Origin of the sequence: Streptomyces sp. NPDC057900 (assembly GCF_042887885.1) — a bacterium.
GTDB lineage: Bacteria > Actinomycetota > Actinomycetes > Streptomycetales > Streptomycetaceae > Streptomyces.
In genome coordinates, this window is sequence record NZ_JBHVOI010000004.1 from 43,310 (window position 1) to 68,464 (window position 25,155).

At 73.2% G+C, this 25,155-nt stretch carries 23 protein-coding genes; 15 read left to right on the plus strand and 8 right to left on the minus strand.

From position 1 onward, the window contains the following. The first annotated feature begins 104 nt into the window (after nucleotides 1-104). The 15 genes from ACFVQ0_RS17710 (at nucleotide 105) to ACFVQ0_RS17780 (ending at nucleotide 15,867) form a co-directional block, all read left to right on the plus strand. On the plus strand, nucleotides 105-1,436 hold the full coding sequence (locus ACFVQ0_RS17710) for a nucleotide sugar dehydrogenase (RefSeq protein ID WP_390088972.1): 1,332 nt from the start codon (nucleotides 105-107) through the stop codon (nucleotides 1,434-1,436). Then, the gene (trpD, locus tag ACFVQ0_RS17715; protein WP_390088974.1) at nucleotides 1,436-2,524 is read left to right on the plus strand and encodes an anthranilate phosphoribosyltransferase; all 1,089 of its coding nucleotides are present in this window, start codon (nucleotides 1,436-1,438) and stop codon (nucleotides 2,522-2,524) included. Before ACFVQ0_RS17710 ends, trpD begins: the two co-directional genes overlap by 1 nt. Beyond that, nucleotides 2,524-3,321 (plus strand): indole-3-glycerol-phosphate synthase, encoded by a 798-nt coding sequence (locus tag ACFVQ0_RS17720; protein ID WP_390088976.1) that lies wholly within the window; start codon nucleotides 2,524-2,526, stop codon nucleotides 3,319-3,321. Before trpD ends, ACFVQ0_RS17720 begins: the two co-directional genes overlap by 1 nt. Beyond that, the gene (gene trpB / locus ACFVQ0_RS17725) at nucleotides 3,318-4,505 is read left to right on the plus strand and encodes a tryptophan synthase subunit beta (RefSeq protein ID WP_390088977.1); all 1,188 of its coding nucleotides are present in this window, start codon (nucleotides 3,318-3,320) and stop codon (nucleotides 4,503-4,505) included. The genes ACFVQ0_RS17720 and trpB overlap by 4 nt, the downstream gene beginning before the upstream one ends. Further along, nucleotides 4,502-5,299, plus strand: a complete 798-nt coding sequence (trpA, locus tag ACFVQ0_RS17730; RefSeq protein WP_390088978.1) for a tryptophan synthase subunit alpha — start codon at nucleotides 4,502-4,504, stop codon at nucleotides 5,297-5,299. The genes trpB and trpA overlap by 4 nt, the downstream gene beginning before the upstream one ends. Continuing rightward, the gene (locus ACFVQ0_RS17735; protein ID WP_390088981.1) at nucleotides 5,296-6,456 is read left to right on the plus strand and encodes a DegT/DnrJ/EryC1/StrS family aminotransferase; all 1,161 of its coding nucleotides are present in this window, start codon (nucleotides 5,296-5,298) and stop codon (nucleotides 6,454-6,456) included. The genes trpA and ACFVQ0_RS17735 overlap by 4 nt, the downstream gene beginning before the upstream one ends. Continuing rightward, entirely contained in the window at nucleotides 6,453-7,577 is a 1,125-nt protein-coding gene (locus tag ACFVQ0_RS17740; protein ID WP_390088983.1) for a DegT/DnrJ/EryC1/StrS family aminotransferase, read from the plus strand. The genes ACFVQ0_RS17735 and ACFVQ0_RS17740 overlap by 4 nt, the downstream gene beginning before the upstream one ends. A 5-nt stretch (nucleotides 7,578-7,582) precedes the next feature. Next, a complete protein-coding gene (locus tag ACFVQ0_RS17745) occupies nucleotides 7,583-8,512 on the plus strand; it encodes a sugar phosphate isomerase/epimerase family protein (RefSeq protein ID WP_390088985.1) in 930 nt (309 codons plus the stop codon). Then, nucleotides 8,505-9,812, plus strand: coding sequence for a M20/M25/M40 family metallo-hydrolase (locus ACFVQ0_RS17750; protein ID WP_390088987.1), 1,308 nt, complete (start codon nucleotides 8,505-8,507; stop codon nucleotides 9,810-9,812). Before ACFVQ0_RS17745 ends, ACFVQ0_RS17750 begins: the two co-directional genes overlap by 8 nt. A gap of 55 nt (nucleotides 9,813-9,867) precedes the next feature. Then, the gene (locus ACFVQ0_RS17755) at nucleotides 9,868-10,983 is read left to right on the plus strand and encodes an Ldh family oxidoreductase (protein ID WP_390088989.1); all 1,116 of its coding nucleotides are present in this window, start codon (nucleotides 9,868-9,870) and stop codon (nucleotides 10,981-10,983) included. A 38-nt stretch (nucleotides 10,984-11,021) separates the two neighbouring features. Beyond that, nucleotides 11,022-12,335: a Gfo/Idh/MocA family protein gene (locus ACFVQ0_RS17760; protein WP_390088991.1), complete on the plus strand. Its 1,314-nt coding sequence runs from the start codon at nucleotides 11,022-11,024 to the stop codon at nucleotides 12,333-12,335. Then, entirely contained in the window at nucleotides 12,332-13,012 is a 681-nt protein-coding gene (locus ACFVQ0_RS17765) for a phenylalanine--tRNA ligase beta subunit-related protein (protein WP_390088994.1), read from the plus strand. Before ACFVQ0_RS17760 ends, ACFVQ0_RS17765 begins: the two co-directional genes overlap by 4 nt. Nucleotides 13,013-13,133: 121 nt before the next feature. Further along, nucleotides 13,134-14,636, plus strand: a complete 1,503-nt coding sequence (locus tag ACFVQ0_RS17770) for an anthranilate synthase component I family protein (protein WP_390088996.1) — start codon at nucleotides 13,134-13,136, stop codon at nucleotides 14,634-14,636. After that, the gene (locus ACFVQ0_RS17775; RefSeq protein WP_390088998.1) at nucleotides 14,633-15,205 is read left to right on the plus strand and encodes an anthranilate synthase component II; all 573 of its coding nucleotides are present in this window, start codon (nucleotides 14,633-14,635) and stop codon (nucleotides 15,203-15,205) included. Before ACFVQ0_RS17770 ends, ACFVQ0_RS17775 begins: the two co-directional genes overlap by 4 nt. After that, nucleotides 15,202-15,867 carry a flavodoxin family protein gene (locus ACFVQ0_RS17780; protein WP_390088999.1) on the plus strand — a complete coding sequence of 222 codons (666 nt, stop codon included), beginning with the start codon at nucleotides 15,202-15,204 and terminating at the stop codon, nucleotides 15,865-15,867. Before ACFVQ0_RS17775 ends, ACFVQ0_RS17780 begins: the two co-directional genes overlap by 4 nt. Before the next feature lie 22 nt (nucleotides 15,868-15,889). Here the strand turns inward: ACFVQ0_RS17780 and ACFVQ0_RS17785 are convergent, their stop codons facing one another. From ACFVQ0_RS17785 to ACFVQ0_RS17820, 8 genes are all read right to left on the minus strand, one after another. Continuing rightward, the gene (locus ACFVQ0_RS17785) at nucleotides 15,890-17,161 is read right to left on the minus strand and encodes an amidohydrolase family protein (RefSeq protein ID WP_390089001.1); all 1,272 of its coding nucleotides are present in this window, start codon (nucleotides 17,159-17,161) and stop codon (nucleotides 15,890-15,892) included. 2 nt (nucleotides 17,162-17,163) lie between these two features. Next, on the minus strand, nucleotides 17,164-17,886 hold the full coding sequence (locus ACFVQ0_RS17790; RefSeq protein WP_389211360.1) for a hypothetical protein: 723 nt from the start codon (nucleotides 17,884-17,886) through the stop codon (nucleotides 17,164-17,166). Continuing rightward, nucleotides 17,883-19,295 (minus strand): phenylacetate--CoA ligase family protein, encoded by a 1,413-nt coding sequence (locus tag ACFVQ0_RS17795; RefSeq protein WP_390089003.1) that lies wholly within the window; start codon nucleotides 19,293-19,295, stop codon nucleotides 17,883-17,885. The genes ACFVQ0_RS17790 and ACFVQ0_RS17795 overlap by 4 nt, the downstream gene beginning before the upstream one ends. Before the next feature lie 190 nt (nucleotides 19,296-19,485). Further along, a complete protein-coding gene (locus ACFVQ0_RS17800) occupies nucleotides 19,486-20,085 on the minus strand; it encodes a phosphoribosylanthranilate isomerase (protein ID WP_390089005.1) in 600 nt (199 codons plus the stop codon). Nucleotides 20,086-20,152: 67 nt separating this feature from the next. Beyond that, nucleotides 20,153-21,427, minus strand: a complete 1,275-nt coding sequence (locus ACFVQ0_RS17805; protein WP_390089007.1) for an MFS transporter — start codon at nucleotides 21,425-21,427, stop codon at nucleotides 20,153-20,155. Continuing rightward, nucleotides 21,414-22,691, minus strand: coding sequence for an acetyl-CoA carboxylase biotin carboxylase subunit family protein (locus ACFVQ0_RS17810; protein ID WP_390089009.1), 1,278 nt, complete (start codon nucleotides 22,689-22,691; stop codon nucleotides 21,414-21,416). The genes ACFVQ0_RS17805 and ACFVQ0_RS17810 overlap by 14 nt, the downstream gene beginning before the upstream one ends. Before the next feature lie 37 nt (nucleotides 22,692-22,728). Beyond that, nucleotides 22,729-23,940, minus strand: coding sequence for an ATP-grasp domain-containing protein (locus ACFVQ0_RS17815; protein WP_390089011.1), 1,212 nt, complete (start codon nucleotides 23,938-23,940; stop codon nucleotides 22,729-22,731). Further along, nucleotides 23,937-24,953 (minus strand): Gfo/Idh/MocA family protein, encoded by a 1,017-nt coding sequence (locus ACFVQ0_RS17820; protein ID WP_390089013.1) that lies wholly within the window; start codon nucleotides 24,951-24,953, stop codon nucleotides 23,937-23,939. Before ACFVQ0_RS17820 ends, ACFVQ0_RS17815 begins: the two co-directional genes overlap by 4 nt. Nucleotides 24,954-25,155: the final 202 nt, after the last annotated feature.

The window sequence follows — 25,155 nt, forward strand, 5'->3', positions numbered from 1 at the left end:
GTCTCCCCCGCAGTGGTCTGGGTGGTCCCCCCGGCCCACTGGCCTAATTGATCACGCCAACGGCCTTTATTTATAGCACTCAGAGGGAGAATCCCATGGTTGCAATGACTGGCGTAATCGCTCCCGCGATTCACGGGCGGGACGGCGCACAGGTCTTCGACGAGAAGATCGAGAGCCGTACCCTGCGCGTGGGAATCGTCGGACTCGGCTACACCGGTCTCCCGCTCGGTCTCGGTTTCGCCACGGCGGGCCTTTCGGTCCGCGGGCTGGACACGGACGCCGAGCGGGTCGACCGGGTGGCGCGCGGCAGTTCCTATCTGCCGGATGTGAGCGACGCCGAACTGGCCTCGGTGAGCGAGCGGTTGAGCGCCACCACGGAGCCGGGCGAGCTGGCCGGCTCGGATGTGCTGATCGTCTGCGTGCCGACCCCGGTCACCGGCGACCAGCAGGCCAACCTGGATTACGTCAACTCCGCGATGGATTCGGTGGCGCCGCTGCTGCGCCGGGGGACGCTGCTGATCCTCCAGTCCACCGTCCCGCCGGGCACCACCGCCGCCGCCGCGGCCGCCCTCGCGGACGCCACCGGCCTGGAGCCGGGCACCGACTTCCACGTGGCGATGGCCCCGGAGCGGGTCGACCCCGCCAACACCAACGGCTGGAACCTCACCAACACCCCCAAGGTGGTGGGCGGTCTCACCGAGGAGTGCACCCGCCGCGCCGCCGCCCTGTTCGGACTGGTCTGCGAGACGGTGGTGCCGGTCTCGCGCACCGAGGTCGCCGAGCTCTCCAAGGTCTTCGAGAACACCTTCCGACTGGTCAACATCAGCCTCACGCTTGAGCTTTCCGACCTCTGCCGCCAGCTCGACATACCGGTCCGCGAGGTGATCGACGCCGCCTCCACCAAGCCCTACGGATTCCTCCCGCACTACCCAGGACCGGGCGTGGGCGGCGAGTGCATCCCGGTCGACCCGCTGTTCCTGCGCGAGGCCGCGGACCGCCTCGGCACCGACATGAAGCTGGTGGCCGCCGCGTTCGACCGGGTCGAGAAGCGACCCGGCCAGGTCGTGGAGCGGCTGGCGGAGCTGATCGGGGCCCGCGACTCCACGCTGAGCGGCGCCAAGGTCCTCGTCGTCGGGGTCAGTTACAAATCCGGCGTCGCCGACCTGCGCAACGCCCCCGCCCTGGACGTCATCCGGGGTCTGCGCGCCGCCGGGGCCACCGTCTCCTACCACGACCCGCTGGTCCCGGACCTCGTCGTGGACGGGGAGCCGGTCGCGGCCGCCGCGTGGGCGGCGGCGGAGCTGGCGCAGCTGGACGCCGCGGTCATGGTCACCGCCGTACCCGGGCTGGAGCAGGACCTGCTGTGGGGCATCCCGCCGGTCGTCCTGGACACCCACAACAAGCTTGAGGCGGCCAGCAATGTGGCGGTGCTCTGATGGCGGCCACCCTGCTCGGCGGCCGTGCCCTCCCGGCCGTCACCAGGGACGCGGTCGCGGGCCGGACGGTCTCCGCGCAGGCGGCCGAGGACGCGGTCGCGGAGCTGCTGGACGAGACGACGGACGAGGTGGAGGCCGCTGCCTTCCTGACCGCCGTCGCGGTGGGCGGGGCCACCCCGGTCCTGGTGGCGGCGACGGTGCGGGCGGTGCTCGCGGTGGCCAGGCCGGTCGGCTGGACGGGCCCGGCGGTCGATGTGGTCGGCACCGGTGGTGACGGCAGCGGCTCGGTCAACATCTCCACGCTGGCCGCCCTGGTCGCCGCCTCCGCCGGGGCGACCGTCGCCAAGGCCGGCAACCGGGCGTCGACCTCGCAGTGCGGGAGCGCCGACCTGCTGGAGGCCCTGGGCATCGAGCTCGACCCCGGGGAGCGCATCGGGGAGCTGCTGGACGCGGACCGGTTCGCGTTCCTCTTCTCCCCGGCGCTCCACCCGGCGCTGCGCCGGCTGGCCCCGGTCCGCCGCAGGCTCGGCTTCCGCACCCTGTTCAACCTGTCCGGGCCGCTCGCCAACCCCGTACCCCTGACCGGCCGGCTCATCGGCACCGCGACCCGGCAGGACCAGGAGGTCATGGCACAGGCCGCGGCACTCCTCGGCTACCGGCGGACCTGGGTCATCCAGGGCTACGACGGGATGGACGAACTCACCACGGCGGGCCCCGCACGGGTCCTCCAGGTGGACGGCGGCGACGTCACCGAGTCCACCGTGGACCCGGCCGGGCTGCCCCTGCGCCCGGCGGGCCGCGCCGAACTGGCGGGCGGTGGCCCGGCACGCAACGCGGTCCTCGCCCGCCAGGTCCTGGCCGGCACGGCGCCCCGCCCGCTGCTCGACACGGTGCTGCTGAACGCGGCGGCCGTGCTCCACCTCGCCGGGCAGGCACCGGACCTGCCCGCCGCGCTCGACCTCGCCCGGCACGCCGTACAGCGCGGAGCACCGGCCGAACTGGCCGCCCGGCTCGCCGCGCGGCAGCCCGCCCCGGCCGGGCCCGCAGCCCGCACCGACCGCACCTCGACCACCCGGGAGAGCCTCTGATGGCCACGCACCTCGACGAGATAGTCGCCGCCAAACGCGCCGCCTGGAGCGGCCCGGCGGCAGCCGACGCGGCCGCCAGAGGGCGCCGTACGGCCGCCGTACCCGGCCGGTTCGCCGCCGCACTGAGCGGCCCCGAGATCTCGGTCATCGCCGAGATCAAGCCGAAGTCCCCCTCCAAGGGACAGCTGCTCGACCCCGCGATGGCGGTCCCCATGGCCGGGAAGTACATCGACGGAGGGGCCTCGGCCATCTCCGTACTCGGTGACACGCCCTTCTTCGGCGGCTCGCCGGAGCTGGTCCGTACCGTCGCGGAACACCCGGACGTCACCGTCCCCGTCCTGTTCAAGGACTTCATGGTCGACATCCGGCAGATGCACCTGGCCCACGACAGCGGCGCCGACGGCGTCCTGATCATCGCCCGCGCCGTCGGTGACGCGCTGCTCACCGATCTGGTGCAGACCGCGCACGGACTCGGCCTCGACGCACTGGTGGAGACCTTCACCCAGGACGAGGTGGACCGGGCGCTGCGCTCCGGGGCCCGCATCATCGGCATCAACAACCGGGATCTGCAGACCTTCTCCGTGGACCTCGACAACTCGGCCAGGCTGCGCCGCGACATCCCGCGCGGCGTGCTGACCGTCAGCGAGAGCGGCCTCGGCGGCCGCCCCGACATCGAACGCATCGCGGCGCACGGCTTCGACGCCGCGCTGATCGGTGAATCCCTGCTCAGCAGCCCCGACCCCGCCGCCCAGCTGCGGTCCTTCACCGGGGTCCCGATTCTGGAGGTGGCCTCGTGAACGGCCGATTCGGCGAGTACGGCGGACAGTTCGTCGCGGAGACCCTGGTGGGCCCGCTGCAGGAACTGGAGGAGGAGTACCACAAGGCCCTGATCGACCCGGAGTTCAACGCGGAGCTCGACCGGCTGCTCAAGATGTTCGTCGGACGACCCACCCCGATCACCGAGCTGCACCGGCTCGGCGTCACCGAGAACGGCGTCAAGCTGTGGCTCAAGCGGGAGGACCTCACCCACACCGGCGCCCACAAGATCAACAACTCGGTCGGGCAGGCCCTGCTCGCCCGCCGGCTCGGCAAGAAGCAGATCATCGCGGAGACCGGCGCCGGCCAGCACGGCGTGGCCGTGGCCGCCGCCTGTGCCTACCTCGGCCTCGAAGCCACCATCTACATGGGCCGGGTCGACGCGGAGCGCCAGGCCCCCAACGTGCAGCGGATGGAGCTGCTCGGCGCCCGCGTCGAGCTGGTCGACCTCGGCACGGCGACCCTGAAGGACGCCATCAACGCGGCGATCCGCGAGTGGATCGCCCGCCCCGACACCACGCACTACCTGCTCGGCTCCGTCGTCGGACCGCACCCCTTCCCCACCATCGTGCGCAACTTCCAGTCGGTCATCGGCCGCGAGGCCCGCGCCCAGTTCCTGGAGGAGAACGGCCGGCTGCCCGACGCGGTCGTCGCCTGCGTCGGCGGCGGCTCCAACGCGGCCGGGATGTTCAGCGCCTTCCTCGACGACCCGGTCCGGCTCGTCGGCGTACAGGCGGCGGGCGAGGGCAAGGGCGGCCAGGGCGGGCACGCGGCCCCGCTGCTCTACGGCGACCCCGGCGTCCTCCAGGGCACCCGCACCTACCTGCTCCAGGACGACGACGGGCAGATCCAGCTGACCCACTCCATCGCGCCCGGCCTCGACTACGCGGGCGTCGGCCCCGAGCACTCGCACTACAAGGACACCGGGAAGGTCGAGTACATCTCGGCCTCCGACAACGAGGCGCTGGACGCGTTCGCCGCGCTCAGCTCGCAGGAGGGCATCCTCCCGGCCCTGGAGTCCGCGCACGCGGTGGCCGGCGCCCTGAAGGTGGCCCGCGAGTCCGCACCCGGCAGCACCATCCTCGTCAACCTCTCCGGCCGCGGTGACAAGGACCTCACCTCCGCCATGGCCGCCCTGAAGCAGCGTGAGGAGACCACCCGATGAAGCGCCTCGAACAGACCTTCACCGACAACCGGGCCAAGGAAGAGACCACCCTCGTCGCCTACCTCACCTCCGGTTACCCGCACCTCGGGGAGACCGTCGGCCTGATCTCCGCCGCGGTGGACGCGGGCGCCGACGTGATCGAGCTCGGGGTCCCGTTCTCCGACCCGCTCGGCGACGGCCCGGTCATCCAGGCCACCGGACAGGCCGCCCTGGACACCGGCACCACCACCGCCGCCACCCTCGACGTGGTCGCGGAGGCGCGGGCCGCCGGGGTGGAGGCGCCGATCGTGCTGATGGGCTACTGCAACCCGTTCCTGCGCTACGGCCTCACCCAGCTGTACGACGACGCCAGGTCGGCCGGCGCCGACGGATTCGTCGTCCCGGACCTGCCGGTCGGTGAGGGCGCCGAATGGCTGGCGCAGGCCGAGGCCACCGAGCTCGGCCAGACCTTCTTCACCGCCCCCGGCAGCTCACCGGAGCGGATGGCCGCCTCCGCCGCCGCCTCCCGCGGCTTCCTCTACGTCCTCGCGGCGAACGGCGTCACCGGGGTCCGCTCCGAGCTCGACCCCGGCATCGACGCCTACCTGGAGCGGGTGCGGGCGGCCGGCGACACCCCGATGGCCGTCGGGTTCGGCATCTCCCGCCCGGACCACGTCGCCGCGCTGCACGGCAGGACGGACGGCGTGATCGTGGGCAGCGCGCTGCTCCAGGCGATCGGCGCGGCCAGGGACGCGGCGGGCCGCCGCCAGGCCGTCACGGGGCTGATCTCCTCCCTGAAGGCGGCCACCCGATGAGCGACGCCACCGCCATCCCCTTCTTCAGCGGCGCCGCCTCCGTCCGCCGCGACTGGCCCCGGCTTGAGGCCCGCATCCGTGAGGTCGCCGCCTCCGGCCGGTTCACCTCCGGGCCGGTCACCGCGGAACTGGAGGCGGCGATCGCCGCCCGCACCGGCGCCCGGCACGCGGTGGCCGTCGCCAACGGGACCGACGCCCTGGTGATCCTGCTCCGGGCGGCGGGCATCGGCCCCGGCGACGAGGTGATCGTCCCCGCGTACACCTTCTTCGCCACCGCCTCCGCCGTCCTGCACGTGGGCGCGGAGCCCGTGCTCGTCGACGTGCTGCCCGGCAGCTACGCGATGGACCCGAGGCGCGCCGAGGCCGCGATCACCGAGCGGACCAGGGCGATCATGCCGGTCCACCTGTTCTCGCAGATGGCCGACATGGAGGTGCTCAAGGACCTGGCGGACCGGCACGGGCTGATCCTGCTGGAGGACAGCGCCGAGGGCATCGACATGTGGGCCGGCGGGGTGCACGCGGGCCTGTGGGGCAGCGGTGGCGTCCTCTCCTTCTTCCCCACCAAGACGCTGGGCTCGCTCGGCGACGCGGGGATGCTGCTCACCGACGACGACGGGATCGCCGCCGCCGCCCGGCGGCTGCGCTTGCACGGCCAGGGCACGGACGGCGCGTACGCCACGGACGGCGCCTACGTCTACCAGGAGCTCGGCTACAACAGCCGGTGCGACGAGCTGCACGCGGCGTTCCTGCTGCACCGCCTGGAGCGGCTCGGCGAGGAGACGGAGCGGCGCGCCGAGCTGGCCGCCCGCTACGACCGGCTGCTCGCGCCGCTGGCCGGGACGGTCGACACCCCCTGGATGGCGCCCGCCAAGACCCCGAGCAACCAGGTCTACTACGTCTACCTCATCGAGTGCGACCGCCGGGACGAGCTGGCCGCCCACCTCGAAGCGAACGGCGTCGGCACCGAGGCGTACTACCCGCGCCCGCTCACGGACCAGCCGCTGCTGGCCCCGCTGCCGGGCTCCCGCCACCCGGTCCCGGTCGCCGCCGCCGCGGCGACCCGGGCCCTGGGGCTGCCGATGTACCCCGACCTCACCGACGAGCAGGCCGACCGCGTCGCCGCCCTGATCCTCGCCTTCTACGGAGCCGCATCGTGACCACTGCCATCCCCTACTTCGACTGGCCCGCCCGCTCGGCCGACTGGGCCGACGACATCGTGGAGGTCTTCCAAGAGGTCGCACTGAGCGATGAGTTCATCCTGAAGTCCAGGGTCGAGCGCCTGGAGTCGGAGATCGCCGCGCGCACCGGGGCGGCGCACGCCATCGCGGTGGCCAGCGGCACCGGAGCGCTGAGCGTGATCCTGGCCGCCCTCGGCCTCGGTGACGGCGACGAGGTGGTCACCCCCGCGTTCTCCTTCGTCTCCACCGCCTCCACCGTCGCCCTGCGCGGCGCCCGCCCGGTCTTCGCGGACGTCGAGTACGAGACCGGCCTGCTCGACCCGGCCGCCGCCGAGGCCGCCGTCACGGACCGCACCAGGGCGCTGCTCCCGGCCTACCTGTTCTCGAACTCCCCGAAGATGGGCGCCTTCGCAGAGCTCGCCGCCCGGCGCGGACTGCACCTGGTCGAGGACAGCGCGATCGCGCTCGGCGCCACGGTCGACGGCAGGCCCGCCGGCCGGCACGGGCACGCCGGGGTGTACTCCTTCTTCCCCGCCAAGCCCGCGGGCGGCATCGGGGACGCCGGAATGATCGTCACCGACGACCCCGAACTCGCCCGCACCGCACGCATGCTGCGCAACCACGGCCAGCCCGCCGGCAAGCGCTTCTACCACGAGCTGCTCGGCTTCAACTGCCGGATGGACGAGATCACCGCCGGTTTCCTGCTCCGCAAGATCCCGCACCTGGACCGGCTGCTGGAACGCCGCCGCGAGATCGCCGCGATCTACGAGGAGGGGCTGCGCCCGCTGGGCCCGGCACTGCTGCCGCCGCCGGCCGGCTTCGAGGAGCGCTCCGTCTACACGTACGTCGTACGCGCCCAGCAGCGCGACGAGCTGCGCGACCGGCTGGCGCGGGAGGGCATCGAGACGGCCGTCTACTACCCGCGCCCGCTGCACCTCCAGCCCGCGTTCGCCCACCTCGGCCACGGGCCCGGCGACTTCCCGGTGGCCGAACGGCTCTCCCGCGAGTCCCTCGCGCTGCCCCTGCACCCGGACATGGCGCCGGGCGCGGCCGAGCGGGTCGTGGCCGCCGTCAACCGCTTCTGCCGAGCCGGGGGTTGAGAAGGATGTCGGCAGCGAAGGACCTGGTCATCACGGCGGACCGGCTGTGCGGGATCGGGGACGAGGCCGCCCCCGACCTGGCGGGACAGCTGGCCATCCACCACGAACTGGGCATGCGAGCGATCGAGTTGCGCACCGTCGGCGGCCTCGGCCTGCACGAGCTGGAGCCGGGTGACGCCGCCGACCTGGCCCGGCGCACCATCGTCGCCGGGCTGCGGGTGCCCGTCGTCGACACCCCGGTGGGCTCCTGGTCCACCACCGTCGCCACCCCCATGAGCGACGAGCTGGCGGCCCTGGAGCGCTCCGCCAAGGCGGCCGCGCTGCTCGGCTGCGACCGGCTGCGGGTCATGTCGTACCCCGGCGACGGCCGCCCGGAGCGCGACTGGCGCGCCGAGTCGCTGCGCCGGATGAAGACGCTGGCCCGCGAGGCCGAGCAGCTCGGCGTGACCCTGCTGCACGAGAACTGCCAGGGCTGGGCCGGGCAGAGCGCCGCGCACACGGTGCGGATGCTGGAGGAGGTCGCGAGCCCCCGGCTGCGGCTGCTCTTCGACACCGGCAACGGCCTCGCCTACGGCTACGACTCGCTCGACTTCCTGCGGGGCGTGCTGCCGTGGGTGGAGCACGTGCACATCAAGGACGGCGTCCGCACCGGCTCGGAGGCCGAGTTCACGATGCCCGGCGAGGGCACCGCCCACGTCGCGGAGTGCGTGGCCCTGCTGGAGCACCACGGCTACCGGGGCTTCTACAGCCTGGAACCCCACCTGGCCCGCATCCCGCACCTCGGCCTGGCCGGCGACCCCGCCGCACTGGCCGACGGCTACCGCGAGTACACCCGGCGCTGCACATCGCTGCTCGGCATCGACACCACGGACAGCCGCGCGTTCATCGAATCCACGGACAGCCCCATGTACTGGGAGGGCAGCCACCATGGCTGAGACGGCCCGCACCACCCGCACCCACGGCGGCCTCGGCGCCGGTGACCTGGAGTGGCTGACCGAGCTGATGGCCGTCGACTCGGTCTCGCCGCTGGAGGGCGGCCCCATGGACGGGGCGGCCCGCGCGCAGCAGGTCTTCCTGGCCGGTGCCGCCGAGCGCGGATTCCGCACCGCACTGCACCGGGCACCCGCGCCCGGACTCCTGGAGCGCCCCGAGGTGCCCGCACCGGTCCGGGAGGCGGCCGCCCGCGATCTGCCCGCGTTCTTGGCCGGGCAGCCCTCCGTGGTCGTCGCCCACGGGGCCCCGCAGCCGCAGGAGCGCCGCCTGGTCGTCAACTTCCACGTGGACACGGTCGGCCCGCACGTCCCGCCCCGGCTGGACGGGCGGATCCTGTACGGCCGGGGCGCCGTCGACGACAAGGGCCCGGGTGTCGCCGCCGCCGCCGGGATCGCCGCCGCCTTCGCGGAGGACCCCGGGCTGGACGGCCGGATCGAGGTGCAGATCGCCTCGGTGCCCGGCGAGGAGGGCGGCGCGATGGGCACGTACGGCACCCGCGCCCTGGTCGACGCCGGGTTCACCGGGCGCCTGATGGTGTTCGCGGAGCCCACCGGCAACACCTTCATGGACGGCTGCACCGCCGCGATGACCCCCCGGATCACGGTGCTCGGCCAGGACTCCACCGACGACCACCCCGCCGACGGCCACAACGCCACCGTGCTGCTGGGCTTCCTCGCGGACTTCCTCGCCCGCCGGCTCGGCCCGCTCGCCCACGGCATGGGAGCCAAGCTCTGCGTCTCCGGTCTGCACACCGGCACCGCGCACAACCGGGTCTACGGCGGTGGGCAGTTGCTGCTCAACATCGCCTACCCGGCGACCGAGCAGGCCGAACTGCTCGCCGCCTCCCTGGAGGTGCTGATCGAGGAGGCCAGGACCGAGTTCGCGCATCTGCACGCCCACGACCCGTTCAGCCGCCGCACGGTGAAGGACTGGCGCCGCATCGTCCGCCTCGACTGGCTGAAGCAGGGCCTGCCCACCCTGAACAACCGGGACGCGGAGGCCGAACTCGTCCTGAACGAGGCCGGGTTCCACCGGCACGACGGACTTGCCGACGGCTCCGCGTTCACCTGCGACGCGATCTGGGCGCCCGGCCCCGGCCGCTACGTGGTGGCCTGCGGGCCGGGCCAGCTCGACGCCAACGGGGCGCACACCGCGAACGAGTTCGTGCACCTGGACGACCTGGACACGTACGCCCGGCGGATCAAGGAGCTGGTGCACGCCTTCGCCGCCCAGGCCGCCTGACCCGTCCTCCCGCTCCACCTCCCTCCGGAGAACCTCACCCAGAAAAGGATTCGCCATGACCGTCCGTGTCCCCCTCGCCGAGCTCACCACCTTCGTCAACGACGTCCTCACGGAGTGCGGCCTGGACACCGAGTCGGCGCGCACCGCCGCCGACGTCATCACCTACGCCGACGCGAACGGCTTCACCACCCACGGCACCAACGGCCTGGTGAACATCTACGCCCCCCGGCTGCTCGACGGCCGGATAGCCGCGGCGGCCGCCCCGCGCGTCGTCCAGGAGACCGCCGGGGCCGCCCTGCTCGACGGGGACCGCGGGCTCGGCCTCGTCACCATGGACCTGGCCATGGACATCGCCATGGCCAAGGCGCGGCAGACCGGCATCGGCATGGTCGCCGTCCGCAACAGCACCCACTTCGGCAGCGCCGGTTACTACACGCAGAAGGCGGCGGCCGCCGGGCTGATCGGCCTGGCGATGACGAACTGCGGCGCCCAGGGCGTCGCCCCGCCGCTGGGCGGCACCGTGCGGATGCTCGGCACCAACCCGCTGAGCGCGGCCGTGCCGGTGACCGAGGGCGCCCCGTTCGTCCTCGACATGAGCACCACGGTGGTCGCCACCGGAAAGATCAAGGCCGCCCACCGGGAGGGCCGGCAGGTCCCGCAGGAGTGGCTGGTCCGGCACGACGGCACCCCGACCTCCGACCCGGCCGACTTCATGGCGGAGGAGGCGGACGTCGCCTGGCTCGGCGGGCCCGCCTCGACCGGCGGCGCCAAGGGCTTCGGCCTCGCCCTGCTGGTGGACCTGCTGTGCGGCCCGCTGTCCGGCGCCGCCTACGGCCCCCGGCCCGGCGTGCTGAAGGGCGAACCGGCCGGCGACGACAACGTGGGCCACACCGCGATCGTGATCGACCCCTCGGCGTTCGGCTCGGCCCACGCCATCGCCGCGGAGAACCGCCGCCTCCTCGACACGGTCGTGAACTCCCCGGCCGCCGGGTACGCCACGCGGGGCGTCACCTACCCGGGAGCCCCGGAGGCCGCGCGGTACGAGCAGTCGCGGCGCGAGGGCGTCGAGCTGCCGGGACCGGTGGCCGACGGCCTGGCCGCGCTCGCGGAGCAGCTGTCCGTGGCCGCGCCGGACGCGCTGGCCGTCCGTACCCTCGCGCCCGCCGCCTGACCCCCAACGACCCGGGAAACGGAAAGGACCGAACCGTCATGCGTATCGGAGTGATCGGCCTGGGCGTCATCGCCCCCTTCTTCCTTCAGGCCATCGAGGACGATCCGGAGCTGCGGCTGACCGCCGTCTGCGATCTGGACCGCCGGAAACTGGACGGATTCGCGCCGGGGACCGAGGTCTTCGCCGACCACCGCGAACTCCTCGCCTCCGGACTGGTGGACGGCGTCGTCGTCACCCTGCCCAACCACGCGCACGCCCCGGTCGTGGCCGACGCCCTGCGGGCCGGTGTGCACGTCTGCTGCGAGAAGCCGCTGACCGTCCGCGCCGAGGACGCCCACCACCTGGTGCGGCTGGCCGAGGAGCACGCGACCACCCTGTTCACCGCCTTCCACCGCCGCTACAACACCCATGTCCAGGAACTGGCCGCCCAGTTGGCCGACCGTTCGGAGATCTCGCACGTCACCAGCCGCTACCAGGAGAAGATCGAGGAGCACAGCGGCAGCGAGGGCTGGTACCAGGACCTCGACCGCTGCGGCGGCGGCTGCGTCATCGACAACGGCCCCAACGCGCTGGACGCCCTGGAGACCGTGCTCGGCCCGCTCACCCTGACGGACGCCACGATCGGAGACGTCCGCACCGGCGTCGAGTTCTGCGCCGAACTGCACCTGGCCACCAACGACGGCATCCCGGTCCTGGTCGACCTGGACTGGGCGCTGGAGACCGGTGAGCGCAAGGACATCACCGTGCACCTCAAGGACGGCCGGCAGCTGTACGCCGACATGCTGGACGGATTCGAGGCGTTCAAGTCCTCCCTCGACCACGAGTACGCCGGGATCATGGCGGACTTCCACCGCACGGTGCGCGACGGCCGCAGCGGACCCGACCGCGGCCCGCACATCGTCGACCTGGTCGAGGAGGCGTACGCCATCGGCCGGACCCGGGAGGAGCGGCTGCGGATGCCCGCCAAGGAGCCGGTCCCGGCCCAGCTGGTGAAGCTGCTCTTCCACCGGCGCACCGACCGGGGCATGCGGCTGTCGCCCTGGCAGTCGCGCTGCGTGCGCGCCGGTGACGTGCACGAACTCGTCACCACCACCGACCTGCCCGCCGTCACCGGGGACCGGGTCGACCACGTGGGGTTCCTGGGCTTCGCGGAGTTCGGGGCGGGCACGGTGATCGAGCGGGGCGACGTGGTGACGGGCCCGCACGGGCCGATCGGGCGGGTGGCCGGATTTGACGAGTGCCACGCGCCGAACCACTACAACATTCTCATCGACACCGAACGCGTCCTCACGGCAGAGGACTTGAACCTGCATACGCTGGACACCCTCACCTTCTCCGGAGGAACCCGATGACCGCCACCGCACAGGGCACCCCCACCTTCCGCAGGGTCGACGTGACGCCGGAGGCCCGCGAGCGGGTGCCCGGGGTGCACGTACTGACCCTGGAGGCGGACATCGGCGCCACCGGCCCGGCAGCGGCCGAGGCGGTGTGGACCGAGGCCCACGACCGGTGGAACGGCAAGAGCCGGGCCGAGGTGCGCGCGGCCCCCAACGTCGCCGCCTACCGGGAGCTGAGCCGGCTGCTCGGCACCCACCCCGACAAGCGCCCGCCCTCCGTCCAGGCCCTGATCGACCGGGGACTGCGGGCCAAGCCGCTCGGCGCCTGGCCCCGGATCAACCCCGCCGTCGACGCGGTCAACGCGGTGGCGGTCCGCACCCTGGTCGCGCTCGGCCTGTTCGACCGGGACGCGCTGGTGGGCGAGGTGGGGCTGCGGCTGACCGACGGCACCGAGGAGTTCACCGCCCTCGGCGCGGACGGTCCGGTGACCCTGGAGGCGGGCGGGCTGGTCCTCGCCGACGACGAGCGCGTGCTGTCGCAGTTCGCGCACCGCGACGGCGTGCACCAGGCGGTGACCGGTTCCACCCGCCGGGTGCTGCTGCTGGCCTGCGCGGTCCCCGGCGTCAGCGAGGACACCTGCCGGGACGCGCTGCTGGAGGCCGCCGCGCTGCTGCGCGGAACGGTGGGCTGAGGACCGGCGGCGAGTGGTCCGCCGCCACCCCGGACCAGTGGACTGCTCCACCGGTACGCGCAGTTGGTTGGCTGGTGCCAAGCCACCGCCCCCCTCGCGTACCGGAAAGAGACCGCCCACGATGACCATCACCGCAGTCGAGCCCGCCGCAGCACCGACCGGGGCGCACCCCGCACCCGTGCGGGTGCGCGTGGCGCGGACCCCGCTGCCGCCGCACGCCCCGCTCGCCCTGGCCACCGAGCTGCGCAGGCTGCTCGGTGATGATCAGGTCTTCCTCTTCGAGAGCCTGGCCGGGCCCGACGAGGACTGCCGCTTCGCCGCCGTCGGCGCCGAGACCCTCGCCCGGATCACCGTGCGGGACGGACAGGCCGTGCTGGACGGGGCCCCGGAGCTGGTGGACCGGCTGCGCCCCCTGGTGGACCGCGCCGCCGGGAACGTCCAGCGGCTGCTGGAGACCCTGCACGGGGCCTTCGCCGTGGAGACCGGCGTACCGCTCGACAGCTACGCCTTCGGCTTCCTCGCCGTACTCGGCTACGAGGCCGCCTGGCACCTGGAGCAGCTGCCGCCGCGCGCTCCCGGCAAGGACCCGGAGATCACCCTCACCCTCTTCCGGCACGTCGTCACCTACCGCCTGGACACCGGCGAGAGCGACCAACTCCAGGCGTTCGCGTCCGAGTTCGGCGGCCCGGGAATCCTGCGCGACGGCCTCGCGGAGCTGGTACGGGCCCTGCCCGACGACGAGGACGGCACGGACGACCCGCTGCCGGCCGCGCCCAGGCCGTACGCGGTCCGCCGCACCGTCCACCGCGAGGAGTTCGAGCGGCGGGTGGAGCGCTGCCTGGAACACATCAGGGCGGGCGACGTCTACCAGATCCAGATCGGCCACCGCGTCGAGGTGACGACGCCCCTGGCGCCCCTCGACGCCTACCGGCGGCTGCGCCGGAGCAACCCCTCGCCGTACATGTACCTGGTGCCGTGGGCGGGCCGCACCCTGGTCGGGGCCAGCCCGGAGCTGCTGCTGCGGATCGAGGGCCGGACCCTGGCCATGCGGCCCATCGCCGGTACCACCGCGCGGGCCGCGGACCCGGCCGAGGACGCCCGCCGGGTGGCCGCGCTGCACGCCGACGAGAAGGAGCGCGCCGAGCACATCATGCTCGTCGACCTGTGCCGCAACGACGTCGCCAGGGTCTCCGTACCGGGCACCCTCGCCGTCGAACGGATGATGGTGGTCGAGCACTTCGCCCAGGTGCACCACCTCGTCTCCACGGTGAGCGGCCGACTGGCCGACGGCGCCGACGTGTTCTCCGCGCTGCGCGCCACCTTCCCGGCCGGCACCATGACCGGCGCGCCCAAGGTCCGGGCCATGGAGCTGATCCAGGAGATCGAGGGCCGGCCACGCGGCGCCTACGCGGGCGCGCTGGGCCTGATCGACGTGCGCGGACAGGCGGCGACGCTCGCCCTGTGCATCCGTACCGCCGTCCACGACCCCGACACCGGCAGCTACGCGCTCCAGGCGTCCGCCGGGGTGGTCGCGGACTCCACGGCCGACGGCGAATGGCGCGAGACGCTGATCAAGATGAGCGCCGTGTACGCCGCCCTGACCGGCGAGGTGCTCACCGCATGAGAATCCTGCTCGTCGACGCACGCGACAGCTTCGTCCACATCATCGACCACTACCTGCGGCAGCACGGCGTCCGCACCGACCTCGTCACCGCCCACGCGCACACCCCTGCCGAGCTCGCCGCCCGCCGCCCGGACGCGGTGGTCCTCGGACCCGGCCCCGGACACCCCGCAGACTCCGGCCACCCGGAGCTGGTCCGCCACTTCGCGGAGAAGGTCCCGCTGCTCGGGATCTGCCTGGGCCACCAGGCCATCGGGCTCGCCTTCGGCGGCCGGATCGAGCGGGCCGCGCGCACCGTGCACGGCAAGACCAGCCGCCTCGACCACGACGGCTCCGGGGTCTTCGCCGGACTCGCGGACGGCACAGAGGTCACCCGCTACCACTCACTGGCCGTCGCGGACCCGGCGCCCGCCGCGCTCACCGTGACCGCGCGGGCGCGGGAGGACGGCTGCGTGATGGGACTGCGCCACCACGAACTGCCCGTCCAGGGAGTGCAGTTCCACCCCGAGAGCATCACCACACGGACCGGACAGGCGTTCATCACCAACTTCCTCGAAGGGATACAGCCATGACAGACCACGGTCCGTGGGCGTCGATAGCCGCCCTGAACGGCTCCGAGCGGCCCGACGGGCTCACCGGACGGGTCCTGCGGATGCTGGCCGCACAGGCCGCGGAGCACGGCGTGCACCTCGATGTGATCCCGCTCGCCGAGTACGACATCACGCCCTGCGGGCCCTGCGGCGACTGCAACATACGGCCGCTGCCCTGCGCCCAGGACGACGACGTCCCGGCCCTGGTGGACCGGATGATCCGGGCCGACGGAGTGCTGTACGCGGCGCCCGTCCACGGGTTCGGACTGGCCGGCGTGATGCAGAACTTCATCGAGCGCGCCGGGGTCGGACACCTGCGCTTCGACCGCCCGCTCGCCAACAAGGTGGCCGGGGTCGTGGTCACCGGACGCCGCTACAGCCACGACCGGGTCTACGGACAGCTCATCGACAACGTCCTGCTCAACCGGATGATCGTGCCGGGCAGCGGCTTCCCCGCCTTCGTCCAGGACCAGTTCGCACCGGGCGAGGACGTGGAGGGCCTGGCGGCGGCGCGCGGGCTGATGGACCGCATGATCGACCTGCTGCGCATCCTGCTGCTCCCGCACGCCGGACGGGGCGACACCGCCCGGCTGCTGTCGCTGCCCCGCAACGAGCGGACCGGGCTGCTCAGCCCCACGGGGTGAACAGCCCGGCCTCAACGGAGAATCAGGACGCGGGAGGCGCCACCGGGCCCGCCACGTGTTCCCCGCCGATCAGCACGGACCGCAGCGACTCCTTGTCCTGGAGCACGGTCAGGTCGGCCGCGGGGTCACGGTCCCGGACCACCAGGTCCGCGAGGCGGCCGGGCGCCACCACTCCCGCGTCCGCACCGCGCCCGGCCAGCTCCGCGCCGTGGGCGCAGGCCCACTTGATGACCGTCTCCGGTGCGATGCCGGCCCGCTCGGTGTACATCACCAGCTCGTCCGCGTACGTGCCGTGCGGGGTCCAGGCGAAGCCGAAGTCGTCACCCGGCACGATCTTCAGGCCGAGGCCCTCCGCCCGGGGCAGGAAGCGCAGGGTGTTCTCGATCTCGTCCTTGAAGTCCAGGGACTCCAGGTAGTCAGGGGCCTTGCCGAACCGTTCGCCCAGGGCCAGCAGCCGGTCGGGCTGGAACAGGCTCGGCACGACGAACACCCCGCGCTCCGCGATCTCGTCGAGCGCCCGGTCGTCCGCGTAGGTGGCGTGGTCGATGACGTCGACCCCGGCGGCCAGCGCGTTGCGGATGCCGGCCAGCCCTCGGGAGTGGGCCCGCACCCGGGCGCCGCGCCGGTGCGCGGTCTCCACGACCGTGGTCAACTCCTCGCGGGTGAAGAGCAGTTCCTCGGAGCGGGCGTTGGGGAAGGTGTCGTCGCCGGACGAGAACACCTTGATGATCTCGGCGCCCTCGTCGACCTCCTCCTCGGTGTACTTCACCAGGTCCCCGAGGACGTCCACCACCGGCATCAGCTCCCGGGGCATCCGCTCCTTGAGCTCGGGCGAGCGCCGCCCCGGCGGGCCGGACACCATCAGGTCGCGGCTGCACGGGGTGATGCGCGGTCCCCGGATGGCGCCGGCCGCGATGGCGTTCTTCAGCGCCATGTCGATCCCGGCGACCGATCCGGCCCCGACGAACGCGGTGTATCCGCAGGTCAGCAGGTCCGCCGCGTGCCGGGCGGCATGCATGGCGACCTCGGGCACCCGGTACTTGAACAGGGTCTCGCGGCCGTTGGTGACATTGACGTACGCGATATGGGTGTGGCCCAGCGTCATGCCGGGCAGCACGGTGGCGCCGGCCAGGTCCCAGCGGACGAAGTCGCCCTCCGCGGGCGCCTGTCCGGCCGGCAGGACGGCCTCGATCCGCTCGCCGTCCAGCAGTACCGAGCGGGCGGGCAGCGAGGCGCGGCCCAGACCCTCCTGGACGGTGACGTCGTGCAGCAGCAGTCGGCGGTCAGTGGTCATGATCAACTCCCCAGGGTGTGTCGGAGGGTGGACTCGGGCCGGGCGAGTACGGCGGGTCCGAACACCATCCAAACCATCGGGACGCCCGGCCGCGAGACCTGGAACCGCAGCCGGTGCGCGGCCCGGCCGGGCTCGTTGGTGACGGCGGCGTCCGCGCGTCCCTCCGAGACCAGCTGGGCGGCGTGGATGGTGGACTCGGCGGGCACCCAGGCGATCTCGTAGCCGCCCCGCCCGCCCTCCACCCCGTCCAGGAGCTCCACCAGGCGCCGGGTCTCGTGCAGGGTCGCCAGCCGCAGGACGCCCTCGCGCAGCCCGGTCCCGTAGGAGGCGATGCCGTACTCGGGGGTCGGGGTGGAGAACGTGGCGTCCAGCCGCAGCCGGGGCGACCAGAAGAACCGGGTGGCGCACTCGGCGGCCCCCGGCACCAGGGCGTAGGCGGGGCCGCCCCGGCTGCCGACGGCCGCGAGGAGCTCCTCGAAGGAGTCGTACGGCACCGCCTCCACCTCGGGTCCGCCGAGGTGGGCGAGCCGGTAGCCGAGGCGGCCGAGGGCGACCATCGAGGTGGTGCCGTCCGGGCCGAGGGTGCCGATCCGCAGGGTGCCGGAGCGCAGCAGCGGCGAGTGCGGTATTCGGGCGGGTTCCCACAGGATGGGGAACGGCGTCGGATCGGACCGGTCCCCGGTGTCCAGGGTGTAGCCGTGAGGATGCAGCATCGGCTCTGTCATGCGCGGTGCCCCCGTGCCCCGGCCAGCCGGCGGGCGGCGGCCGTCTCGTGATCGACGGCGGTCCGCCGGTCGTGGATGCGTGCGGCCTTCCAGCTGACGAAGGCGCCGGTCGTGGTGACCGGGTCCAGCTCCTCGGGCAGCTCCACCCGGCAGCGCACCCCGAGGGAGTCCGCGACCCGCGCCGCGTGCGCGGCCGCAAGGCCGGGTTCGGGTCCGTCCGGCAGGTCGAGCCGTACGGTGATCAGGTCTTCGCCGTCCGCGTCCCGGTCGATGACGACCTGGTAGCCGTAGCTGTGGTCGATCCGCTGGAGCACGGCCCGCTCGACCTGCCAGGCCTGGAAGCTCCGGCCGCCGAGCACGATCCGGTCGCGGGTGCGGCCGACGACCCGGATCACCGGACCCCGGATGCCGCAGCCGCAGTCGTTGGCGGCGAGTTCGACGAGGTCGCCGGTGCGGTAGCGGATCAGCGGCTTGATGCCGTCGATCAGCATGGTGACGACGAGTTCGCCGGTGCCCCGGTCACCGAGCACGGCTCCGGTGTCCGGATCGACCAGCTCCGCGATGTAGTTGGGCCGGGCCAGGTGCAGCCGGCCGCGGGCGCAGGCGGAGGCGACGACCAGGGTCTCCTGCGAGCCGTAGAGCGCGTTGTACGTACGGGCGCCCCAGGCCTGGTCGATCTGCCGGGCCAGGTCGGGCGTGCACATCTCCCCGGTCACCAGGAAGACCTTCACGCCGAAGTCCCGGCGCGGATCGAGCCCCTGGGCGCGGGCGGCCTTCGCCAGCGAGAGCGCCACGTTCGGGGTGCAGAACACCACGTCGAGGGCCAGGTCCCGGATCAGCTGGAGCGCCTTGGGGAAGCCGATGACGGGGGAGTACGGCCAGATCTTGGCGACGGCGGAGCCCACGTTGCGGGCCACGTCCCCGAGGGTGTCACCGAGCGAGTGCACCTCGGTGGGGCCCATCACGCCGACGCGCGGGGCCCGGTCGCCGAAGACGTCCGCGAAGATGTTGCGCCAGCTCTCCGTCACATGGGCGTTGGAGGCGATCACCTCGCGCGGGTCGCGCGGACAGGGGGTGGCCGGTCCGGTGGTGCCGGTCGTCTCGTAGTAGAAGCACGCCTCGTCGAGATCCCGGCTGAGGATGTCGGACATGGCCGTGCGCAGATCGTCCTTCGTGGTGAAGGGCAGCGCGCTCAGCCCGTCGAGGGTCAGCTCCTGCGTGGACACACCGGCCAGGTGCCGGGCGTAGAAGGGCGACCCGCTCCGGGCGAGCGCGACGACCTCGCGCAACTGCCGCCGCGCCCACGCACGCCACTCGTCCTCACCGAGTTCACCCGAGGTGTACCGGTCGTGCAGAGCGAGATAGCGCTCGACGAAGTCGTGGTGCTTCCCGGAAGCGGGCAGCCACATGGATCCCCCAGGTGGATCGGCGGTTGAGGTGGACGAAGTGCCGTCACCAGGTGGGTGCCCGGGTGCTCCCATACGGGTCCGGGAAGCGGCCATCCGATAGTGCGGGCCGCGTCGGCCCGTCCTCAATCCGCCTTAGGAGGCAGTCCGTTCGCACTTGGAGGCAGTGCGGTGGCGGGGTGTGGCGGAGTGCTTACGCGAGCGCCTTGGCCTCCGCCACGAACCGCTCGATGAGCGCCGGGTCCTTCACCCCCCGGGAGCTCTCGACGCCGCTGGAGACATCGACCCCCCAGGGCCGCAGTCCCGCCACCGCCCCGGCGACGTTGTCCGGGTCCAGCCCGCCGGCCAGCAGCCACGGACCGGCGGGGGAGCCGCCGAGCGCGGCCGGGTCCCAGCGCTCGCCGGAACCGGGGCTGGGCGAGTCGATGATCAGCAGGTCCTCCCCGTACGCACCGCTCTCCAGCGGCGCCCCGCTCCCCGGTGACGCGGCCCGGATCAGCCGGAACCCGTCGGCGCGCAGCGCGGCGAACGCCTCGGGCGGCTCCGAGCCGTGCAGCTGCACGGTGTCGACGCCCGCCTCCGCGGCGGCCCCGCGCACCTCTTCGAGCGGTTCGCCCCGGAACACGGCGACCGTGGCGGTGCCCTCCGGTACCTCCGCGACCAGCGCGCGGACGGCGGCCGGGGTGACCTGGCGGGGGCTCGGCGTGAGGACGAAGCCGATCGCGTCGGCCCCGGCCCGGACGGCGGCCGCCACATCCTGCGGGCGGCTCAGGCCGCATACCTTGACGTACACATCTGCCTCCTGGAAGCGGAACGGGAAACGGTTGATCACCGTACGGCGGTCATGAACGTACGGCGGCTCATGAACGTACGGCCGTGCGGGAGCACAGGAACACCAGCGCGCCCGCGGTCAGCCCGCCCGCCGTCACGGCCAGCGCGGCGCGCGGGCCGACCGCCGCCGCGAGGAGTCCGCCGAGCAGCCCGCCCAGCGGGATCACCGCCCAGGTCAGGAACCGGAAGGTGGCGCTGACCCGGCCGATGAGTTCGGCGGGCACGGTCGCCTGGCGCAGCGTGATCGAGTGGATGTTGAAGACCGAGATGCCGAAGCCGTTGAGGACGTAGCCGACCCCGAGCAGCAGATGGCCGGAGGTGCTGCCGGAACCGGGCGCCAGCGGCAGCAGCAGGGTCGCGGCGGAGGCCACCAGCATGCCGAGGACCATCGTGCGGCCCACCCCGAGCCGCGCCCCGAGCGGGCCCGCGGACAGGGCGCCGCCGAACGCGCCGAGGCTGCCGACCGCGATGATCACGCCGAGACCGGCCGGGCCGAGGTGCAGTTCCCGGATGCCGTAGAGCGGGAAGACGACCAGGACGATGTCCCAGAGCAGGTTGTACCAGGACGCGTGCAGCATGATCACCCGCAGCAGCCTGCTGTGCAGCGTCATGCGCAGCCCGGCGGCGATCTCCTTGCGGATGGAGGGGCGGACACCGTCCGGGCGGGCCGGCGGCGTCTCCGGTGTACGGATGCGCAGCAGCATCACGGCCGAGAAGAGGTAGCCCGCGCAGTCGACCAGGATGGCCACGGGCGCGGTGAGCACCTGGATCAGTGTGCCGCCGAGCCCCTGTCCGGCGGTCTCCGCGACCGAACGGCTCGCCTGGAGCTTGCTGTTGCCCTCGACCAGCCGCTCCTTGGCCACCAGCGAGGGCACGTACGCCTGGTACGCCACGTCGAACAGGGCGGTGAGCACCCCGGTGGCGAACGCCACCGCGCACAGGGCCCAGACGCCGAGCCCGCCCAGCCAGGCGAGCAGCGGTACCGCGGTGAGGATGGAGGCCCGGCCGAGGTTGGCGGCGATCAGCAGCGGGCGGCGGCGCACCCGGTCGGCCAGTACGCCGGCGAACAGGGTGACGCAGAGCACCGGCAGGTACTGGGCGCTGTTCAGCAGCCCCAGCTGCGCCGGGCCCGCGTCGAGCAGCACGATCGCGGTGACCGGCAGGGCCAGTTCGGTGACCCGGGAGCCGAGCAGCGAGACCGTCTGGCCGGCCCACAGCCTGCGGAAGTCCCGGTGGTGCCAGAGTCCGCGCGGTGGCTCGGGGGCCTGCTGTCCGGACCGGTCCAGGAGCTCAGAGGACGACATGGGCCGCCTCCCGGACTGCCGGACCCCTGGTGTCGGTGGAGTGCGCGTCGAGCGGGTGCCAGTCGAGCCGGTAGGCGGCCATCGTCCGCCGGATCGCCGCTTCGACCTGCTCCGAGGTGGCCGCCCGGTAGCGGAACGTCCCCGCGGTGTGCACGGCGCCGCCGTTGCCGCTGAGCACGGTGCCGGGGGGCGGCAGCGTCTCCGCGTACAGCTCGGGCACCCGGTCCACCAGGGAGGTCACCGATTCCACCACGGCCGGGCGGACGGGCGGTTCGGGCATCATCAGGTACCCGGCGACCGGTCCTGCCAGGTCCATCGGCTCGATGCCGAGCTCCTCGCCGAGCTGCACCAGCGCGGAGGCGGCGACCAGGTCGACCCCGTACACCTCCTCCCAGACGTAGCGGACCTGGCCGCCGCCGGCCCGCGCCCCGATCTCCAGGAACACCAGGTCGTCACCGTCGGCCTCCGGGGTGCGGAACACCTCCAGGTGGAAGACGTCGTCGGTGAGCGCGAGGGCGGCGCAGACCCGCTCCGCGAAGGCGGTCACCCGCCGTTCGAACTCGGGGTCGTCGTTGGCGACCGAGCTGAAGGCCGTACCGGTGGCGAAGTCCAGGCAGCTGGCGCCGCAGCGCCAGGCGCGCGAGGTGAGCAGTTCGCCGCCCCTCACCACTCCGTCGATCTGGTAGAGCACCCCGTCGACGAACTCCTCGCACTGGGCGTCGGACAGCTCCGCGCCGTCCAGCAGGGCCTCCAGCCCGTCCTGCGAGCGGACCACGTGCACGCCCTGGCTGTCGGCGCCCGCACGCGGCTTGAGGACGAACGGGTAGCCGTGCCGGGCGGCGAACTCCCGTACCGCACCGGCGTCCGGCGTCCCCGCGAACGCGGGCACCCGCAGCCCGGCCGCCGCGACCAGCCCCTTCATCACGACCTTGTCCCGCACGGCGGCGACCTCCGCCGGGCCGCGCCCGGGGATGGAGAAGTGCCGGCGGATCTCGCCCGCCGCCTCCAGATCGAACTCGGAGAGCGCCAGTACGTGGGTGAACGGGCCGTAGAGGCCGATGAGCCTGGCTGTCTGGGCCAGGACCTCCGCGGTGTCGGTGAGATCGGAGACCACCCGGACGGACTCGGCCAGTTCCTCGTCGATCGGCTGCCGCCCGGCGGCGGTGGTGAGGTAGGCGATGCGGTCGGTGGCGTGGTCGAGGTAACGGTGGTACTCAGCGAAGGAGTTGGCCCAGCGGTTGAGGATCAGGACATGGCGGTTCATCGGTTCTCCGGATGGTCGGTACAGGCGTGCGGGTCGTTCAGGTGAAGGTCACGGCGCGCTCGGCACGCCGCAGTACCCCCGCGGTCTCCCGGTACGAGGCGCCGGCGGCGAGCACGTAGCCGAGCCGGCCGGACGAGCTGCCGGGCTCGGAGAGCGCGCTGCCCGGCGGCAGCAGGACGGCTATCTCCCGCACCCGGGGATCGGACTCGATCACCGGGTCGACGCGGAACTCGCGGTAGGTGTCGAGCCCCGGCCGCAGGAAGTAGCGGATACCGGCCCGGGTACCGGAACGGGCCGTGGCCGGTGCGGGGTTGGGCAGCCCCAGATAGCAGCGCAGCATGATCTCGTACAGGTCGTGGCCCCGGGCCAGGCGCAGCAGCTCCGGGATGCGGTCGCCGGGCAGCCGGGCCGCGACCTCCATCAGCAGCGGGCCGCGCGCGGACATCCGCAGCTCGGCGTGGAACGGGCCGATGCCCAGGGCGACGGCCTCCAGGACCCGGACGACGTACGAGCTGATCCGGTCGGCCGTCCGCGCCGCCAGCCGGGCCGGCACGATGTGCCCGACCTCGACGAAGTGCGGTTCCTGCCCGAGGATCTTCTCCGTGATGGCGAGCACGTGCACCCGGCCGTCCTCGACGTACCCCTCGACGCTGTACTCGGGCCCCTGGACGTACTCCTCGACCAGCACCAGTCCCGGTCCGTCCGAGCCGGCGGACCGGCCGGTGCGCAGCGCCCGGCGGAACGCGTCGACGGCCTCCCGCTCCGAGCCCACCCGGCGCACGCCGAGGCTCCCCGACTGGTCGACCGGTTTGACCACGCAGACCGGGCCGAGCTCCGCGTACGCGGCGGCGGCGGAGCGCGAGCAGGAGACGGCCCGGTAGCGGGGCTGGTCGAGGCCCGCCGCGTCCACGGCCCGGCGCATCCGGTGCTTGTGACGCAGCGGCGCCACGCCGTCCGGCGGGATGCCGGGCAGGCCGAGCGCGGCGGCGGCGTGGGCGGCGAGCGAGACGAAGCGCTCGAAGCCGGGCAGGACCGCGTCGACCGGGGTCTCGGCGTGCAGGTCGCGGAGCAGGCCGAGCACGGCGGCCCGGTCGTGGGTGTCCGCGTGGATCACCCGGTCGGCCTTCCCCGGGTCCTGGCCGGGCCCGGTGGCCGAGCTCAGGACGATGACGGTGTGCCCGAGTTCGTGCGCCCGGGTCACCAGCTCCAGCCCCGAGGAGCGGGGCTCGATGATCACGACGGTGCTCATGCCGCTTCCTGCGGGACGGTGGCACCGGAGGCCGCGAACGCCGCGGTGCGGGCGGTGTCCAGGAGCTCCATGGACTCCAGGTGCAGGGCGAGATCGCTGCGCGGTGCCGGGCGCTCGCCGCGGAAGTGCTCGTAGGCGTGCTCGATGAACCGGGTCAGCGGGGCGTCCTGGACGACCGTGCGGACCGGCCGTCCGGCGATGCGGACCTGGCCGAAGTCGTCGTCCCCGGAGACGGGGTAGTCGGCCACGAGGGTGCCCTCTGAGCCGTGGATGTGCAGCCGGCGGCGGCGTACGGGCGAGGCGAGATCGGTGTACAGCGTGGTCCGGACACCGGAGGTGTGCAGCAGCTCGACCTCGGCGCCGCCCATCCGGTCGAGCCGGCCGAACGGCAGCGGCAGGTCCCAGCCGCGCGACTCCGTTACCTCCGCGACGGACCCCGCGAGGTGCAGGGCGAGCAGCAGCTGGTGCGGCAGCTCCACCTCGAAGGCGCTGCCGTGGCCCTGGGTCTGCAGCGAACGGCGGAAGCGCGGCTTGCTCTGCTCCATGTGGTAGGAGACCGGCTCGCCGATCGCCCCGGAGGCCACCAGCTCCTCCGCGGCCTCCGTGACCCGGCTGGACGGCCAGACGCTCATCGGCAGCACCACGGTGCCGGTCGCCTCCGCCAGGTCCACCAAGTGGGCGGCGTCCTCGATGGTGTTGGCGATCGGCTTCTCCAGGATGAAGCGCTGGGCCCCGACGCGCAGGAGCTGCTCCATGCAGTCCCGGTGCGCGTTCGGCGGCACGGCCACGTGGAAGACGGCGTCGGCCACCCGGTACCCGGCCGCCCACAGCTCGGCCACCGCGCCGCGGATGTCCGGTACCCACTCCCCTCCGATCACCTCCGCGGGACGCGGGTCGACGGCGATCACCAAGGACCGGCCGCCGGTGATGTCCCGCAGCGCCCGATGGTGGAGATCGCGGCCCGCGTGCCCGTATCCGACGATGACGGAAGGTGAATTGCCTTTCTTCCTCATCTGTTTACCGCCCTTCGCTGTCGTAGTGAAAAGAGCGTCGCAGTGGTCCGGCAGATGCAGCCAGGCCAATTCCCGCAACCCGCGCCGGACCACTTGGGAATGGTTCGCCCCGCATGCCGGTGCACCGAAAGGAACACGGCGGGACGCCGAGGTGGCATCGGAAGGACGGCCTCCACCCCGGGGTCGCTGGATACGCTTGTTC